A 17,634-nucleotide genomic window follows, 5' to 3' on the forward strand; every position below is an offset into this window, starting at 1 on the left:
CATTCACATGGTGAAAAGGTTCTTTTTTTCAGTTTCTTCTATACTATCTCGTTTTCGTAAAAGTTTCTCCAGAAAAATTTTATATCTACAAAACCATTGGTATGCAATGTTTTAAACTAATAAATAAAAAATATAATAGCAATTCACTTGAAACCGATTACATAATATACTATAATAACCTTGTCGAAACGTTTCTATGAAATATTGTGTATGTGAATGAGTTTTCACAATTTGCTTCATCCCGTACGGTCTACTAGTTCCGTGCAACAGTTTTTATTCGTTAACAGCTCTTAGTTAATCAAGTTGCTTTGAAAAAAACAAAAAATGGAGGAAAAATCATGAAGAAAAAGATGTTTGTCGTTTTAGCTTTAGTGTTGTCGCTTAGTTTAGTATTAATGGCGTGTGGCGGGTCGAAGGATGATGCAAATTCCGGCGATTCTAAAGTATTAAATGTTTGGGCTATGGGCGATGAAGCCAAGTCACTAAAAGAACTCGCACAAAAATTCACGAAAGATACCGGCATTGAAGTTAAAGTTCAAGTTATTCCTTGGGCAAATGCACATGATAAATTACTTACAGCCGTTGCTTCTAAATCTGGCCCCGATGTAGTCCAAATGGGAACTACTTGGATGCCTGAATTCGTCGAAGCTGGCGCACTACTTGATATTACAAAAGATGTAGAAAAAAGCAAAAATATGAATTCTGATCTATTTTTCCCAGGTTCAGTGAAAACAACTCAATTTGACGGAAAAACTTACGGTGTTCCGTGGTATGCAGAAACTCGCGTATTATTCTACCGTACCGATTTACTGAAAAAAGTTGGTTATAATGAAGCACCAAAAACATGGGATGAACTTTCTGACGCTGCACTTAAACTTTCTAAACGCGGCAAAGATATGTACGGCTTTGCCATTGATCCAAATGAACAAACTACAGGGTTCATTTTCGGGCGTCAAAACGGCTCCCCTCTTTTCGATAAAGATGGTCAACCAGTATTCAATAAAAAACCTTTCGTAGATACAGTTACTTACTTAGATAGTTTCATTAAAAATGGTTCCGCACCAGATACTGATCTTGGTTTAGATGCTTCTCAAAGCTTCGGCGGCGACGGCATTGTGCCCATGTTCATGAGCGGTCCTTGGATGGTTAATACACTAAAAGACACTGCCCCTGACATTGACGGCAAATGGGCTACTGCAGTATTACCTAAAAAAGAAAATAACGAATCAAGCCTTGGTGGCGCTAACCTTTCCATTTTCAAATATAGTGATAAAAAAGCTGATGCTCTAAAATTCATGGACTACATGAGTCAACCTGATGTGCAATTATCATGGTTAAAAGATACCAACTCCATGCCAGCTCGTATGGATGCTTGGGAAGATGATATGCTGAAAAACGACCCATACTACAAAGTATTCGGGGAACAAATGAAAACAGCTGAACCTATGCCACTTATTCCACAATTCGAGGAAATCGCTCAATTATACGGAAAATCTTGGGAACAAATTTATCGTGGTGGTGCAGATGTACAAACACAAATGGATACATTTAACGATCAAGTAGAAGCACTTCTTAAAAAATAACGAATAAAAAGGGCAAATGATTTATTCTGCCATTTGCCCTTTTAGAATGGACTGGATGTTATGAAACAATTTTTAAATAAAAACACACCCTATTTGTTTATATCGCCAGCATTGTTTTTACTTCTTCTGTTTTCCTTACTTCCGATTTTGCTTGCTTTTGTCATTAGTTTTACGGACATTGATTTAGTCGGGCTTGCCGATTACTCTAAAATTAACTTTGTGGGTGTGGACAATTACGTCAATATTATGCAAGACCCGGTATTTTTAAAATCTATTTTTAACACGCTTTTCTATGTAATTATTGGCGTTCCACTTGTTATCGTCTGCTCGCTTGGTATTGCGCTGATGATTAACTTCTCGCAAGCGAAGATTTTCCAATTTTTCCGTTTAATCTTCTACACTCCTTCGATTACAAACGTTGTCGCTGTAGCCGTTGTTTGGAGTTACTTATATAATCCGCGCTTTGGTTTACTTAACTATTTGCTTTCGTTTTTAGACCTAGGACCAGTTCCCTGGTTACAAGACCCTACTATCGCGAAATTATCACTGATTATCTTAGCTGTTTGGCGGGCAATTGGTGTAAATATGATTATTTTCTTAGCAGCACTTCAAGGCATTCCACGTGAATATTATGAAGCAGCCTCACTTGACGGAGCAAATAGCCGCCAACAACTATTTAAAATTACGGTTCCAATGCTTCGTTTCGCGATTTTCTTTGTAACAGTTACAACGATGATTGGTTGGTTGCAATTCTTCGAGGAACCATTCGTCATGACAGAGGGTGGACCGCTGGATAGCACGAACTCGGTTGCACTGTTTATCTATCAAAATGGTTTCCAATTAAGTAAGTTTGGTTATGCCGCTGCTGGATCGTTTATCTTGTTTATTGCAATTATCATCATTACGATAATTCAATTCCGTATTCAGCGTAAAAATAATGGCGGGGATATTTAAGAGAGGAGTGTTATAAATGAATCAATATAGACAAAAATCGCGCGGTGCTCAAATTGCCGTCATTAGTATTTTAACCGTTGGCGGATTCTTTATGATTTTACCGTTCATTTGGATGGTTCTCTCCTCTTTGAAAACGGATGCTGAAATTTTAAAAATCCCGCCTACTATTTGGCCAGAAACATTTACACTAGATAATTTCACCAAACTATTCACTGAAATGGACTTTGCTATTTACTTAAAAAACACATTAATCATTGTATTCTTCTCGTTTTTCGGTTTATTTTTAAATGCGATGGCTGGCTACGGTTTTGCTAAATTTAAATTTAAAGGGAAAAACAAGTTATTTTATCTCGTACTTGCTACGATGATGATTCCCGGACAAGTAACGATGATTCCGGTTTACTTGCTTCTTAATGCGGCTGGATTAACGAATACCATGACAGGGATTGTACTTCCAGGACTTGTTGGTGCTTTTGGGATTTTCTTATTCCGACAATTTATGTCTACCATTTCCGACGATTTACTTGAAGCTGCAAGACTGGATGGCGCTAGTGAATTTTACATTTTCTGGCGGATTGTTATCCCAATTTCTCGACCCGTTCTTGCCGTTCAAGGGATCCTCACATTTATCGCTGGTTGGAACTCATTCTTATGGCCGTTAATCATTGCCAACGACGAAAAATTCTACACCCTATCAGTTGGCCTTCAATTATTAAAAGGTCAATATGGCAGCAACTACGCCTTACAAATGGCTGGAGCAACCTTCATGGTTATTCCAATTATCTTGATTTTCATGACATTCCAAAAGTACATTTTAAAAGGCTTCAACGTTTCTGGAATGAAATAATTAGTCAAAAAAGAGCTTACCCTTTTAGGATAAGCTCTTTTTAATTACGGTAAAAATGTTTCTCCCATCAAGTAAAAGTCTACTTCACGAGCGGCTTCACGTCCTTCTGCAATCGCAGTTACAACTAAACTTTGACCATGACGTGCGTCCCCGCAAGCAAATACACCTTCTTCACTCGTACGGTAAAATCCTTTAGCAGCATCAATCGTATGACGATCTGTTTTTCCTACACCAAAATTAGTGAAAATATCTTCTGTCGTGCCAGCAAAACCAATCGCGATTAAAACCATATCTACTTCAAAGTATTTTTCGCTACCTTCTACAGGAGTAAATTTTCTTTCTTCTTTATTTTCTTCTACTTCTACAGTATGAAGTCCGATAAGATTTCCTGCTTCATCTTTTTCAAAAGAAGTTGTATTAATAAGGTACTCACGCGGATCTCTTCCATACACGGCTTCCGCTTCTTCGTGGGCATAATCCATTTTGAACACACGTGGATATTGCGGCCAAGGATTTTCGCCATCACGCAATTCAGGTAGTTTATCTTGAATACCAAATTGATAAATACTTTTTGCCCCTTGTCTTAACGCAGTTGCCACACAGTCAGCACCTGTATCTCCACCACCGATAATCACAACGTTCTTACCTTTAGCAGACAGTGTTTGTACCCCGCCGTTATCCAGATTATCACGTGTACTTTGCGATAAATACGGAACAGCGAAATGAATGCCAGCTGCGTCACGTCCAGCAAGCGGGATATCGCGTGCATTCCCCGCTCCTGTTGCAAGAACGATAGAATCATACTCTTCGCGTAGTTCTGCAAAAGTAACATCTGTCCCAGCTGCAACACCTGTGACGAATTCGATTCCTTCTTCCGCCATCAAGTTCACTCGGCGCGTCACTTGTTCTTTCTCCAGTTTCATTGTTGGAATACCGTACATTAATAAGCCACCAATGCGATCACTTTTTTCAATGACCGTTACGCTATGACCCGCTTTATTTAATTGGTCAGCACAAGCAAGTCCAGCTGGCCCTGATCCAATCACAGCAATTCGTTTACCAGTACGTTTTTCAGGAGGAGCAGGTTTAATCCAGCCTTCTTCAAAACCCCGGTCGATAATCGCTTTTTCGATGGATTTAATTCCTACAGCAGGTTCCGAAATAGCTACTGTACAGCCACCTTCACATGGCGCTGGACAAATACGACCTGTAAACTCTGGAAAATTATTTGTTTTTAGGAGTAGTTGTAGCGCTTCATACCAGTCACCTCGGTATACGGCGTCATTCCATTCAGGAATTAAATTGTGTAACGGACACCCTGATACGCCATTTTTTATTTCCATTCCTACGCTACAAAACGGTACGCCACAATCCATGCAACGAGCGGCTTGTAAGGTTAAATCTGCTACCGGCATTGGTAAACTATATTCGTTCCAGTCACGTGTCCGACTTTTCGGATCACGTCCTGGAGAGGGAATCCGGTCATATTCCATAAATCCAGTTGCTTTTCCCATGGTTTCACTCCTCTCTATTTCGCCACTCCGGCAACTAATTTTCCATCTTTATGTTCATAAAAAGCTTGTAATTCTGCTTCATCATGTGTTTTTCCAGTCTGCTCAAGCGTCATGATTCTCGTTAACATCATTTCATATTCATTTGGAATGACGAAAATAAAATTCGCTTTCTCTGCTTCCCAATTTTGTAGAATATCTGTGGCAAAATCACTTCCAGTAAGATTTGCATGTTGTTCGATTAGCTGTTTTAAATTAGCTAATTCAGATGTACTCAAAGTAGAACGACTGTTTACGAGTTCATGATTGATTTTGGCTGTCGTCGCTTGTTTATTGTTGGTATAAAGGTAAGCAACCCCACCAGACATTCCAGCCGCAAAGTTCTCTCCAATATCACCGAGAACAACTACCGCCCCTCCTGTCATATATTCACAACCATTGTCGCCAATACCTTCCACGACAGCTGTTGCACCACTATTCCGAACGGCAAAACGTGCACCTGCTTTTCCGTGCATATAAGCATAGCCACCAGTTGCACCATAAAGCGTTACATTTCCGACAATCGCAGAATCATGTGGCTTAATAGGTGTCTTAGCATCTGGGCTCACAATCAATTTACCACCTGAAAGTCCTTTTCCAAAGTAATCATTGGCGTCACCGTGAATTCGGAGCGTCATGCCAAGTGGCGTATAAGCACCGAAGCTTTGTCCAGCTGAGCCGACAAAATCAAGTGAAATGGTATCTTCCGGTAAGCCCTCTGCACCATATTTTTTACTAATAAACGAGCCAGCAATCGTCCCAATCGCGCGGTCCACATTTCGTACAGCGAAAGTTCCAGTTACTTTTTCACCATTTTCTAGTGCTGGCTGAATTAATGGCACAAGTTCGCGCATATCAAGCGTTTGGTCGATTTTGTGGTCTTGATGTTTTGTGCAATATTGGACTTGGTTTTTATAAAAATCATCACTATAAAGCATATTCGAAAAGTCGATATATTTTGCTTTCCAATGTGCTTCTTTTTTCTCGTGAGTAGTTAAAAACTCTTTATGCCCAATGATTTCTGTTAAGCTTCTAAAGCCAAGTTCTGCCATCATTTCACGCATTTCAGCAACGATAAAATGGAAGAAGTTCACGACATAATCTGCCGAACCACTGAATTTTTTACGGAGTTCAGGATTTTGTGTCGCTACACCTACCGGGCATGTATCCAAGTGGCAAACACGCATCATGACGCAACCAAGTGTTACGAGCGGTGCAGTCGCAAAACCGAATTCTTCTGCGCCAAGCATAGCGGCAACTAAGACGTCTTTTCCTGTCATTAGTTTTCCATCTGTTTCGACAACGACTTTGTTTCTAAGACCATTTAATAGTAATGTTTGGTGTGTTTCTGCCAAGCCGATTTCCCAAGGCACTCCGGCGTGTCGGATACTTGTTCTTGCCGCCGCACCAGTTCCACCTTCATAACCACTGACCAAAATAACGTCGGCGTTCCCTTTTGCTACACCCGCAGCAATCGTACCAATACCCGTTTTCGAAACTAGCTTCACATTGATGCGTGCATGTTGATTCGCATTCTTTAAATCGAAAATCAATTGAGACAAATCTTCAATCGAGTAAATATCATGATGTGGCGGTGGAGAAATCAACCCTACACCAGTTGTTGAACCGCGTGTTTTTGAAATCCATGGATAGACTTTATTTCCAGGCAAGTGTCCACCTTCACCAGGTTTCGCTCCTTGAGCCATCTTGATTTGCAGTTCCTCTGCATTGACCAAGTAATGACTTGTTACGCCAAAACGACCAGATGCAATTTGTTTAATAGCACTTCTTCGCCAATCGCCATTTTCGTCTGGAGTAAAACGATTTGGGTTTTCGCCACCTTCCCCGCTATTACTTTTCCCGCCAATACGGTTCATTGCGATAGCAAGCGCTTCATGAGCTTCTTGACTAATTGAACCATACGACATCGCGCCTGATTTAAATCGTTTGAAAATGGCTTCGGCCGGTTCTACTTCGTCCAGTGGAATCGGTTTGCGATCACTTGTAAAAGTAAGCAGTCCTCTTAAAAAGGCATTATTTTGATTTTGCATTAAGTCTGAATAAAGATTATACGTTTCTCGGTCGTTTTCCCGTGTAGCTTGTTGCAAGGAATGGATCGCTAGCGGATTATACACATGGTATTCTCCATTTGAGCGCCACTGATATTCCCCACCTGTATTAAGCGTGAAACTCTGGTAGCCAATATCATGATAGGCTTCGCGGTGGCGGAGCCAAGCTTCTTGTGCAATAACTTCCAGTGGAATCCCACCGATTTGTGAGGCTGTTCCTGGGAAGTAATGTTTAATCACCTCATCGCCAATTCCGATTGCTTCAAAAATCTGCGCCCCGCGGTAACTTTGCACCGTAGATATTCCCATTTTTGACATAATCTTTAGAATTCCATCTGTAATTGCTTCAATATAACGACTTTCTGCCTCATCCAGTGTAAATCCTTTGATTCGACCTTCTTTAATCAAGCCGTCAAACGTATCGATAGCAAGGCTTGGAAATACTGCGTCTGCCCCGTAGCCAATTAAGAGCGCACATTGATGAACATCTCTCGCTTCCGCTGTTTTCACAATAATACTCACTTGTGTACGCGTCCCAGCTTTAACTAAATGATGATGTAAACCACTGACAGCTAACAGAGAAGGAATCCCAATCCAATCCGCATTTACCCCGTCATCTGATAAAATAAGCAATTCTGCCCCAGCTGCAATTTTTTTATCCGCTTCTGAAAATAATGCTTCTAAACGCGCTTCTAAACCATCTCGTTCCTCAGCTTTAAATAAAATTGGTAAAGTGACAGTCGGTTGGGCAAATTTTGTTTGTTGTTCCAGTGCCGCAAATTCTTTTCGAGATAAAATCGGTGTTTTCAAGCGAATCCTATTTGCATTTTTAGGAGATGGATTTAAAATATTCCCTTCATCCCCGAGCAACGTCATCGCAGAAGTAACCGTTTCTTCCCGAATCCCGTCAATTGGCGGGTTAGTTACTTGTGCAAAAAGTTGTTTAAAGTAATTAAATAATACTTGTGGTCTTTGGCTTAAAACAGCAAGTGGCGCGTCGTAACCCATTGCACCCATTGGATCTTTTTTCTCTGTTACCATCGGAATCAAAATTTTATTTAATTCGTCTTGTGTATAACCAAATGCACGTTGTTTTTTAAAGCGTTCTGATTTATCCATAGCTTCGTCATGTAAAACGTCTGTCGCTAAATCAGCAATTTCCGTCATTTCCGCGTCCAACCATTCACGGTATGGTTTTTCTGTTGTTAGTTCTGCTTTTAATTCTGCATCCGTTACAATGCGCCCTTCTTCTAAATCGATTAACAACATTGTCCCTGCGCCAACCGTTTCTTTGCGAATAATCTCACTCGGATCAACAGGTACAACACCTGTTTCCGAAGAATAAATAATTGTATGGTCTTTCGTTTCATAATAGCGCGCCGGACGTAAGCCATTTCTATCCAAAATCGTCCCAATAACTCGACCATTCGTAAAGGAAATTGATGTTGGCCCATCCCACGGCTCCATTAATGTACTATGATATTCGTAAAAAGCACGTTTCGGATCTGTCATATGCGGATTTTTGTCCCACGGTTCCGGAATAAGCATCATCGCTGCATGAGGTAGTGAACGGCCTGCTTGCACTAAAAATTCTAACGCATTATCCAAAGTAGCTGAATCACTACCACTTTCGTCGATAATTGGTAGTAATTTGGCTAAATCCTCACCAAGTAAACCTGATTCTGCTCTTTTCTCCCGAGCTTTCATCCAGTTAACATTGCCACGTTGCGTATTAATTTCACCGTTATGAATTAAATATCGATACGGATGCGCCCGTTCCCAACTCGGGAAAGTATTCGTCGAAAAGCGTGAATGCACCAGTGCAAAAGCGGATACATAAGCTGGATCTGCTAAATCTAAATAATATTGATTAATTTGTTCTGGTAGCAGCATTCCTTTAAAAATAACCGTTCTCGTCGATAAACTTGGAACGTAGAAAGTCTCTGTAATAAGTGCTGAAGTTGCAGCAAATTTTTCAATTTGCTTTCTAATTAAATAAAGTGCTCGTTCAAACCCAGCTTCATCTAACTTAGCATTTTTTTGAATGAATAGTTGATAAATCGCTGGTTCTGTTTTTCTTGCACCTGCACCCACCTTTGTTACATCAGTTGGTAATTTGCGCCAACCAAGGAACGTTTGGCCTTCACTCGCAATCAATTTTTCTGTTTCGGCCATTAAACATTCGCGTTCTGTTTTATTTTGAGGGAAATTAAACATTCCAACAGCATAATGATATTTTTCAGGCAAATTAATACCTAATTTGCTACACTCACGTCGGAAGAAAGAGTCTGAAATCTCAAGTAAAATACCAGCGCCATCGCCCGTATCCCCACCAACTTCTCCACCGCGGTGCTTTAATTGACAAAGCATATGAATGCCTTGTTCGACAATTTTATGAGAAGAAATCTTTTTAATATTTGCTACGAAGCCAATTCCACAAGCATCGTGCTCATTTTCTGGATTGTATAGGCCGTGTTTTTTTGGTAAATTAGTTTGTTTCATCCTAGTTCCTCCTCTTCAAAAACCGAATCCTTCTAAGTCTTTCTAGTAATTATTTAAATTAACTGATAATTAACCAGCGATTCAGCTTACCTTACATTTCTTGTAGTATCTATTTTATTCCTTTTCATTTATCGAAACAATATATATAATAGAATAAAACAATCTCATTTCGAGAACAATTGGAGGTAAGAAATGGAACTACGACAATTAAAGTATTTTATGGAAGTAGCCCGCGTCGAGCATATGACCAAAGCTAGTGAGAATTTACACGTAGCCCAATCTGCCGTTAGTAGACAGATAACGAAACTCGAAGAAGAACTCGGCGTACATCTATTTGACCGTGTTGGTAGAAATATGCAACTTACTAGTGTAGGTCAAGATTTCTTAAAACAAGCTGCAATCGCATTAAACGAACTACAAAAAGCTGAAGCACTTGTGACCGAATATACCGATCCGGCTAAAGGAACTGTCCGCGTTGGTTTGCCGAACTCCCTGTCTACTAAAGTGTTGCCATCCGTTATTTCGACCTTTCGAGAAAAGTATCCGCAAATTACTTACCAATTTATGGAAGGAACTAATGAAGAACTTACCGAGATGCTCTTAAACGGCGCCCTTGACATGACTTTTTTATCACCCGTCCCAGAATCAAGCGAACAAATTGAAGCCATTCGCTTTTTTGATGAAAAATTGAAACTCATTGTCCCAAAAAACCACCCACTTGCTGAAAATTTCACCGTTTCGCTAAAAGAACTCGCTTCTGAAAAATTCGTGCTTTATCCAGAAGACTTTGATTTATATAAAATCGTAACAAAAGCTGCCAATAAAAAAGGATTCGAGCCACAAATAGCATTTCAAAGTAGAGATTTTTATACGATTCAAGGACTTGTCGGAGCAGGTCTTGGTATTAGCATTTTGCCAGAAATGATTTTAGATGGAGCGATTTTTAAAGAAACAAAAAGTATCGCTTTGCGTGATAAAGAGTTGCGGCGTTCGGTTGGGATTATTACGACAAAAAAACGGAACCTATCCCCTTCCGAGAATTTGTTCCGTTCCTTTATTATTTCCTTCTTTTCGAATTAATTATTTTCAGAAAATGCAGCTGGGTAATGGATAGTTCCAGCTAAATTATCTAAACTTCCATCATATAATTCTAATAACATAAAGTATTCAGCAGGTACATCAAATGGCGCAGGAATAGCAAACTGCTCAGAAGGAATAAAGCCAAATCGCGGATAATAATCAGCATGTCCAAGCACAGCAATGGCCGGATATGCTTTTTCGCGTGACAAACGGATTCCTTCTTCCATTAATCTTGAGCCAACTCGCGTCCCTTGATACGCTGGTAAAACAGCAAGTGGCGCAAGTGCTAATATAAATCTGCTTCGTCCGGCTGCTTCAAGCGATATTTCACTAAACATAATGTATCCAACAATAAGTCCATCTTCTGCTTCTGCTACAAGGGATAAAGCCGGCTGATAATAATCAGATATCCGAATACTTTCAATTAAGTTTGCTTCTACAGCACCTTTAAAAGCTTCCTCATTCACACGACGAATGGCCTCGTAATCTTGTGGTTGTTCTTTCCGAATAATCATTTTTACTTAGTCACTCGTTTCATTGCCATGCTATCTTCTAACTGTTTCATCGCATTTAATACTATGTCAGATGTCATTTCACCAGGCATCATGTGGATTGTTTCATGTGGCTCTGTTGCACGTTTAGATACGGCCACAAGCGTTTCTTCTGCAAGTGTCGCAAGCCCCATATCATACAAACTCATCGGAAGACCAAGCTTAGAATAAAATGGCAACAAGCGCTCGATTTCATCCCATCTATTTTCTATTACTAATTGAACTAAAATACCATAAGCCACTTTATTACCATGCAATAAATGATGTGTTTCTGGAACCATCGTTAGCGCGTCATGAATCGAATGCGCTCCTGCACAACGACCATAATCATCGCCAAAACCGCCTACCATTCCACCAACTAAAATATTTGTCTCGATAATTTTAACAAATGCTTCATTCAATATTTGTTTGTCCATGGCAGCAAGCGCTTCTTCGCTATATTGCAACAAGTTATCACGGCACATTTTGGCAGCAAAATGCGCGATTTCAATTTCGACTGATTTAGTTGGTAAGGAATTAATAATCACGTCTGCTTCGTACCATTTGGCTAACGTATCGCCAATTCCAGCAACTAGTAACTCTTTCGGTGAGTCTAAAATCATTTCCGGATCAATTAATAACAGCGCATTACTACTTGCAAACACATCGTAACGAATCATGGCGCCCTCTTCGTCGTACATCACACTAAGCGGTGTATAAGCGGCACAAGTTGATGCAAGTGTCGGTAAGATAATGACTGGTAAACGTAGAACTGCTGCTGCCGCTTTACATACGTCAGCTATTTTTCCGCCGCCTACTGCGATAATCGCATCCATCTTATTTGTTTCCATGATTGCCACCAGACGATCGCGCTCCTCGTAGGTAGAACCACCATTATAAACTTCAAAAGTAGATGTAACAGTTGATAAAACAGGGAATTTCTTTTTAGCGACTTCCCAAGAAGCATTTCCACGAACTACTAATACATTTTTCAAACCGCGGCGTTCTAGGTGAGTAGGTAATGTATCCCACGCGCCTACTTGGCATAAATATTCTTGCGGAGCTCCGCGAACAATCAATTCTTTATTCAACAAAAATCATCCCTTCTGTCTGGCACGGTCGGATATTCGGCTGCGACATTTATAATTCAAATTGTATAGGAACTTAAACCTACTGTCAATCGCGCTATTGCTTAGCTATTTCGTCATCACCAAACCATTTTTTACTAATTTCTTGCATTTTTCCTTCTTTGTATAATTTTTCAAAAGCTTCATTGATTTTTGCTTGGAGTTCTTTATCACTTTTGCGCATTCCTACAGCAAAATCTGTGGCATCAAAACCGCCTGTTATAATGTTGTAATCGTCTTTATTCTTTTGTTTATCAATGTAATAACGCGCGTAGACTTCATCAATGATTAAACCATCGATTCGTTTGTTATTTAAATCAATAAAAGCTGTATCAAACGTGTCATATAATTCTGGTTCGTTATTGTTTATAATGTCCGTTAACACTTCTGGCTTTTTCGCCATATCATCGATGGAACTTGCCCCATTTTGCGCACCAAGTGTTTTATTCTTCATATCGCTAAATTGATTAATATTGCTTGATTTTAAAGTAACCAATACTTGTTCATTTTTCATGTAAGGTTGACTAAAAGCGACTTGTTTTTTCCTTGCATCCGTTACAGTGTATCCATTCCAAATTAAATCAATCGAACCATTTTTCAGTTCGGATTCTTTCATCGTCCAATCAATCGGTGTGAATTTTGCTTTAATACCATATTCTGCAAATACAGCTTTCGCCAAATCAATATCAAAACCAACCAAATTATCGTCTTGATCACGAAATCCCATCGGTACAAAGCTATCATCTAACCCAATCACAACTTCTTTATCTTTTTTAATTCTACTCCACTGGTCTTCTTTAGATTCACTGCCGGAACAAGCTCCTAGCGCTAACACTACCATCAACATTACAGTTATTAATAACCCTTTTTTCATGTTAGATTGCCTCCTTTTTTAGTGGTTCTACTTCCATCATTTGATCCGCAACTTTTTCAGCAAAAGTGTGATCATGTGTAACGATAATTTGCGTAATACCTACCTTTTTCAAACTTAAAATTAATGCGGCAACATGATCGCGCAAGTCAGGATCTAAAGCGGAAGTTGGTTCATCAAACAGTAGCACTTTTGGATTCATCGCAAGCGCTCTGGCAATCGCAACACGTTGTTTTTGCCCACCTGATAATTGGTACGGCATACTATTTGCTTTATCGGATAAATCAAGTAAGCCGAGCAAGCGTTCTGCTTCTTTAACAGCATCTGCTTTCTTTGTTTTTCGAGCAAGCATCGGAGCTAAAATCAAGTTATCTAAAACGCTTAAATGCGGAAATAAGTGGAATTCCTGGAAAACAACACCAATTGTATTTTCCACATCTTTTCTCGACATTGGGTCTATCTTTTCTCCATCAATTAAAATTTCCCCGGCATCCATTTTTTCAAGTCCGCTAATACAGCGAAGTAAAGTGGTTTTCCCACCACCTGATGGACCAACGATGGAAAGTATCTCGCCATCTTGAAGCGTAATATTCACGTTATCTAAAATTGTTTTTTGATCAAATTTTTTCGATAGGTTTTTAATTTCCAACATTTTTTTCACCTCATTTATAATAACTAAAACGTTTTTCGAGTTGTTTAAATAATACCGTTAGAACGGCAGTTAACGCTAAGTAAATGGCTGCAACTAATACAAGTGGTATCAGTGTGACATCTCTACTCATAGCAATTTTTCCTGCTCTTAGTAAATCACCAATTCCAAGGATGTAAACTAAAGATGAGTCTTTTACTAAGTTGATGACTTCATTCCCAATTGCTGGCAAGACACGTTTGACAACTTGTGGTAAGACGATTTTTCGAAGTGTTTGTCCGTAGGTTAGGCCTAAAACCTTAGCACTTTCATATTGTCCATTTTCGATGGAAAGAAAACCACCGCGGAAAATCTCTGCAAAATATGCTGCATAATTTAAAATAAAGGCAATAAACACGGCATCCATTCGGTCAAAAACAACCCCGATAATCGGTAACCCATAATAAATAAAAATTAATTGTAAAAGTAAAGGGGTGCCTCGCATAATCCAAATGTAAATATTTAAAATGAATTTAAGTGGGGCTATTTTGCTAATATTTCCAACTGCCACAACCGCTCCTAGTGGTATCGAACAAGCTAATGTAACAATAAAAACGAGTAGTGTTGTTTTCACTCCGTCAAGTAAAGCTGGTAAAATCTCCATGATATAATCCATTATTCTTCGCTCCTTTTTTAACATAAAAAAATCTCGTCGCACTTGGCACTAATTGGCCAAGAGGACGAGAATACTATTCACGTGGTTCCACCTCAATTTACTGATACTTCGCAGTACCAGACTCTGTTAGTTCGAGACTAACAAGCTATAACGGGCTTAACCCGAGTTCACCTACCCACTTATGCTTCAGCAAACCAACTCCGAGATGTGTTCGATCACGTTATCTTTATCCTTTCGCACCAACCAAGGACTCTCTTCAAAAGAATCACGTTCTACTTGTTCTCTTCTACGCTTTCACTTCTTCTTGCTAATACTCTACCACGATAAAGCGATAGAGTCAACCATTTTAAGCTAAAAAAATGGTGTGTGACATTGAATTGTTCACACACCATTTCTTATTAATCTTTGGCAATCAGTAAATAGTCATCTTTCTGTTCAAAATAGAGTTTTACTTCTGTACCTACGCCACGCTCAGATTGAATACAAATTTCATGCCCTAATTTTTTGGCCATTTGTTTTGCTAAATACAATCCCATGCCCGTTGCTTTTTTTTCTTGTCTACCAATATTACCCGTGAATCCTTGCTCGAATACACGTGGTAAATCTTCTTCGTTAATCCCACGACCGTTGTCTTTTATATGCAATACTTTCTTTCCAGATGCTTCTGTGTCACACCAAATTTTAACTTCGCCGCCGTTTTCAGTGTATTTGAGTGCGTTGGATAAAATTTGATCCAAAATAAAACCTAGCCACTTGCTATCCGTACGCACATCTATATCAACAGCTTGTAAATCTAATTTCATTTTCTTCCCTATGAAAAGTTTAGAATGACGTTTGACCGATTCGCGCACTAAAGCCCCAAGATTTTGCTCCTGAATAAAGTAGTCTTTTGAAAACGTGTCTAGCCGTGAAAAATAAAGTGCTTGCATGACTAATTTATCAATTGTGGTTAATTCTTCATCGATTTGTTTAAAAATCGTTTCGGTATCATTTAAATCCGGATTATTAATTAACATTTTACTTGCAACAACCGGGGTTTTCACTTCATGTACCCAATATAAAATAAAATCATGATATTCTTGTTGTTTATCTTGCAGCTTACTAATTGTACGTAATTCTTCCTTATGTTTTTTTACCATTAATTGATTAAAAAATGCTTGTTCGCGTGTACGCGGTTTCGGTAGCAATTCAATGATATTTTCTTCAATCTCCCCGCTAACCAAATCTTTCATTTCTCGCCAATAACTATATTTAAAGAAATACCCCAGCACGAGATAAGCAAGTAAGAAAACTAAAACAAAGACATATAAATAAATGAAATTCCCAATCGTTAATTTACTATTCGGATCAATGGAAATTAGCACGCCCACAAAAAACATAATACTACAAAAAAACAATAAGAAAAATCGTTTATCTTTTATATAGCTCCACCAATTCATATCGCACCTCCTCGCTACTAATTAGTATACTTCATTTGGAATAATTTGAAACGTAGCAAAATCAAACAAGCCTTGATCGGTTAATTTTAATTCTGGAATAACTGGTAAAGTTAAGAATGACAATGTTAAAAATGGATCAAAACCTTTAGCAGTACTAATTTGATTATAAGCACTTAACAGTCCAGCTAAGTCTTTTTCCACTTCTTCATATGATTTATCACTAAGTAAACCGGCAATTGGAAGCGCTAAATCATGGAGTACTTGACCAGTTCCATCTACTACAGCAATACCACCGCCTGTTTTGGTGATGTGATCAATAGCCGCTTTCATAGCTTCATCACTTACTCCAACAGCCACAATATTATGGGAATCATGGGCAACCGTAGTAGCAATTGCGCCTTCTGTTAACCCGAATCCTTTCACGATACCAACGCCAACACAACCAGTATTATGATGCCGCTCTACAACAGCCATTTTGAGTAAATCATCTGCCACGGTGGGGATAAACTTACCATCTTGAATAGTGACTTGCTCGATGCGTTTTTCTGTAAATAAACTATTTGGTTGCATTCCGATTACATAACACGTTTCTTTAGTTAAAGGTAACGCTAAATCTTGTAAACGAACATGATGATTAATCGGTGGAGATACAAAATGCACTGCCGCTTGTTGTTTAAAAGTGGCTTCATTACGTACCCCATTTTCAACAACCACTTCTCCGTTTTTCAAAACTTTACTAATTTCTACACTTTCTAAGTCTGTTAGAAAAACGATATCCGCTTGGTATCCGGCAGCAACTGCGCCGAGGTACGGTAAATTATGACAATTAGCCGCGTTAATAGTAGCCATTTGGATAGCGGTAATTGGATCAATTCCATTTTGGATAGCAAGTTTGATGTTATAGTTTATTGAACCTTCTGTAATTAAATCATTAATAAGTTTGTCATCTGTACAAAAGCAAAAACGATGACTATTTTTTTCAGAAACAGCTGGAATAGTTTGAAGCAAGTCACGACCCACTGTTCCCTCGCGCAGCATAACAAACATTCCTGCACGTAAACGGTCTGTCGCTTCTTTAACGGTTGTACTTTCATGATCCGTCCGAATACCCACAGCTAAATAATTATTCAAATCAGCGCTTGTTAGACCGGCTCCATGCCCATCAATTCGTCCGCCTTCTTTTTTAGCATCGATAATTTTCGTGAGAATATCCGAACTACCTTTTGCTACAGAGGGAAAATCCATTACTTCTGCAAGACCAATTACTTTTTCATGTTTATACAGTGGATGGAGCTTCTCCGCATGTAGCGTTTCCCCATTATGTTCTCCTTCTGTTGCAGGAACAGAGGAAGGAAGCATGACAAACATGTCTAGTGGCACGCCCTTTGCATTTTCCAACATGAATTCAATCCCTTTTTCCCCAGCAACATTGGCGATTTCGTGCGGGTCAGTTATAATGGTTGTAACGCCGTTGGGTAGTAAAACACGGGCAAATTCGGCTGGTGTTACCATCGCACTTTCCACATGAACATGCGCATCAATAAAACCAGGAGCGATAAAAGCCCCTGCCGCATCTAGTATCTTTTCTGCATCTGGAAAATTGCCGATACCAGCGATATACCCGTTTTTGATAGCAATATCGCCCTCCATTATTTCTCCTGAAAACACATTGATTATTCGACCATTTTTAATCACTAAATCTGCTTTTGCGCGACCATCACTTACCGCGACACGTTCTTGCAGTTGTTTTAAATTCTCCACCAAATTTCGCCTCCGTC

At 39.2% G+C, this 17,634-nt stretch carries 13 protein-coding genes and 1 other annotated feature; of the genes, 4 read left to right on the forward strand and 9 right to left on the reverse strand.

The features are described from left to right. The first annotated feature begins 338 nt into the window (after positions 1 to 338). Genes HRK21_RS00485 through HRK21_RS00495 form a run of 3 tightly spaced genes read left to right on the forward strand, consistent with a single transcriptional unit; the run spans position 339 to position 3,384 of the window. Positions 339 to 1,583 carry a sugar ABC transporter substrate-binding protein gene (locus tag HRK21_RS00485; protein ID WP_070006043.1) on the forward strand — a complete coding sequence of 415 codons (1,245 nt, stop codon included), beginning with the start codon at positions 339 to 341 and terminating at the stop codon, positions 1,581 to 1,583. A gap of 60 nt (positions 1,584 to 1,643) precedes the next feature. Beyond that, positions 1,644 to 2,537 carry a carbohydrate ABC transporter permease gene (locus tag HRK21_RS00490; protein WP_003729784.1) on the forward strand — a complete coding sequence of 298 codons (894 nt, stop codon included), beginning with the start codon at positions 1,644 to 1,646 and terminating at the stop codon, positions 2,535 to 2,537. Positions 2,538 to 2,553: 16 nt separating this feature from the next. After that, complete coding sequence (locus tag HRK21_RS00495) at positions 2,554 to 3,384, forward strand: carbohydrate ABC transporter permease (RefSeq protein WP_003729785.1); 831 nt, start codon at positions 2,554 to 2,556, stop codon at positions 3,382 to 3,384. Between the two features lie 44 nt (positions 3,385 to 3,428). On the opposite strand, the gene HRK21_RS00500 is transcribed toward HRK21_RS00495, so the two are convergent. Continuing rightward, the gene (locus HRK21_RS00500; protein ID WP_070006044.1) at positions 3,429 to 4,898 is read right to left on the reverse strand and encodes a glutamate synthase subunit beta; all 1,470 of its coding nucleotides are present in this window, start codon (positions 4,896 to 4,898) and stop codon (positions 3,429 to 3,431) included. A 14-nt stretch (positions 4,899 to 4,912) separates the two neighbouring features. Further along, positions 4,913 to 9,505: a glutamate synthase large subunit gene (gene gltB, locus HRK21_RS00505; protein ID WP_070006045.1), complete on the reverse strand. Its 4,593-nt coding sequence runs from the start codon at positions 9,503 to 9,505 to the stop codon at positions 4,913 to 4,915. Between the two features lie 192 nt (positions 9,506 to 9,697). Between gltB and gltC the strand changes: the two genes are divergently transcribed. Then, entirely contained in the window at positions 9,698 to 10,585 is an 888-nt protein-coding gene (gene gltC / locus HRK21_RS00510; protein WP_003739166.1) for a glutamate biosynthesis transcriptional regulator GltC, read from the forward strand. Here gltC and HRK21_RS00515 read toward each other — a convergent pair. The 7 genes from HRK21_RS00515 to ade all read right to left on the reverse strand — a co-directional run bounded on the left by HRK21_RS00515 (position 10,582) and on the right by ade (position 17,620). Further along, positions 10,582 to 11,100, reverse strand: a complete 519-nt coding sequence (locus HRK21_RS00515; RefSeq protein WP_003739167.1) for a GNAT family N-acetyltransferase — start codon at positions 11,098 to 11,100, stop codon at positions 10,582 to 10,584. The genes gltC and HRK21_RS00515 overlap by 4 nt on opposite strands. A 2-nt stretch (positions 11,101 to 11,102) precedes the next feature. Further along, positions 11,103 to 12,209, reverse strand: coding sequence for an iron-containing alcohol dehydrogenase family protein (locus HRK21_RS00520; RefSeq protein WP_003739168.1), 1,107 nt, complete (start codon positions 12,207 to 12,209; stop codon positions 11,103 to 11,105). A gap of 91 nt (positions 12,210 to 12,300) precedes the next feature. After that, positions 12,301 to 13,116 (reverse strand): amino acid ABC transporter substrate-binding protein, encoded by an 816-nt coding sequence (locus HRK21_RS00525; RefSeq protein WP_003739169.1) that lies wholly within the window; start codon positions 13,114 to 13,116, stop codon positions 12,301 to 12,303. Between the two features lies 1 nt (position 13,117). Next, positions 13,118 to 13,765: an amino acid ABC transporter ATP-binding protein gene (locus HRK21_RS00530; protein ID WP_003739170.1), complete on the reverse strand. Its 648-nt coding sequence runs from the start codon at positions 13,763 to 13,765 to the stop codon at positions 13,118 to 13,120. 10 nt (positions 13,766 to 13,775) lie between these two features. Next, positions 13,776 to 14,417 (reverse strand): amino acid ABC transporter permease, encoded by a 642-nt coding sequence (locus tag HRK21_RS00535; protein ID WP_069887713.1) that lies wholly within the window; start codon positions 14,415 to 14,417, stop codon positions 13,776 to 13,778. A 57-nt stretch (positions 14,418 to 14,474) separates the two neighbouring features. Then, positions 14,475 to 14,715: a binding site (T-box leader), on the reverse strand. A gap of 100 nt (positions 14,716 to 14,815) precedes the next feature. After that, positions 14,816 to 15,856, reverse strand: a complete 1,041-nt coding sequence (locus HRK21_RS00540; RefSeq protein ID WP_069887712.1) for a sensor histidine kinase — start codon at positions 15,854 to 15,856, stop codon at positions 14,816 to 14,818. A gap of 21 nt (positions 15,857 to 15,877) precedes the next feature. After that, on the reverse strand, positions 15,878 to 17,620 hold the full coding sequence (ade, locus tag HRK21_RS00545; RefSeq protein ID WP_077952722.1) for an adenine deaminase: 1,743 nt from the start codon (positions 17,618 to 17,620) through the stop codon (positions 15,878 to 15,880). Positions 17,621 to 17,634: the final 14 nt, after the last annotated feature.

Source organism: Listeria monocytogenes, assembly GCF_013282665.1.
Classification (GTDB): domain Bacteria; phylum Bacillota; class Bacilli; order Lactobacillales; family Listeriaceae; genus Listeria; species Listeria monocytogenes_C.

Bases quoted from the DNA above. Each gene is read 5' to 3' on its own strand.
- HRK21_RS00500 (WP_070006044.1), bottom strand. From the start codon at position 4,898: ATGGGAAAAGCAACTGGATTTATGGAATATGACCGGATTCCCTCTCCA.
- HRK21_RS00515 (WP_003739167.1), bottom strand. From the start codon at position 11,100: ATGATTATTCGGAAAGAACAACCACAAGATTACGAGGCCATTCGTCGT.
- HRK21_RS00495 (WP_003729785.1), top strand. From the start codon at position 2,554: ATGAATCAATATAGACAAAAATCGCGCGGTGCTCAAATTGCCGTCATT.
- gltB (WP_070006045.1), bottom strand. From the start codon at position 9,505: ATGAAACAAACTAATTTACCAAAAAAACACGGCCTATACAATCCAGAA.
- HRK21_RS00525 (WP_003739169.1), bottom strand. From the start codon at position 13,116: ATGAAAAAAGGGTTATTAATAACTGTAATGTTGATGGTAGTGTTAGCG.
- gltC (WP_003739166.1), top strand. From the start codon at position 9,698: ATGGAACTACGACAATTAAAGTATTTTATGGAAGTAGCCCGCGTCGAG.
- HRK21_RS00490 (WP_003729784.1), top strand. From the start codon at position 1,644: ATGAAACAATTTTTAAATAAAAACACACCCTATTTGTTTATATCGCCA.
- HRK21_RS00540 (WP_069887712.1), bottom strand. From the start codon at position 15,856: ATGAATTGGTGGAGCTATATAAAAGATAAACGATTTTTCTTATTGTTT.
- HRK21_RS00485 (WP_070006043.1), top strand. From the start codon at position 339: ATGAAGAAAAAGATGTTTGTCGTTTTAGCTTTAGTGTTGTCGCTTAGT.
- HRK21_RS00530 (WP_003739170.1), bottom strand. From the start codon at position 13,765: ATGTTGGAAATTAAAAACCTATCGAAAAAATTTGATCAAAAAACAATT.
- HRK21_RS00535 (WP_069887713.1), bottom strand. From the start codon at position 14,417: ATGGATTATATCATGGAGATTTTACCAGCTTTACTTGACGGAGTGAAA.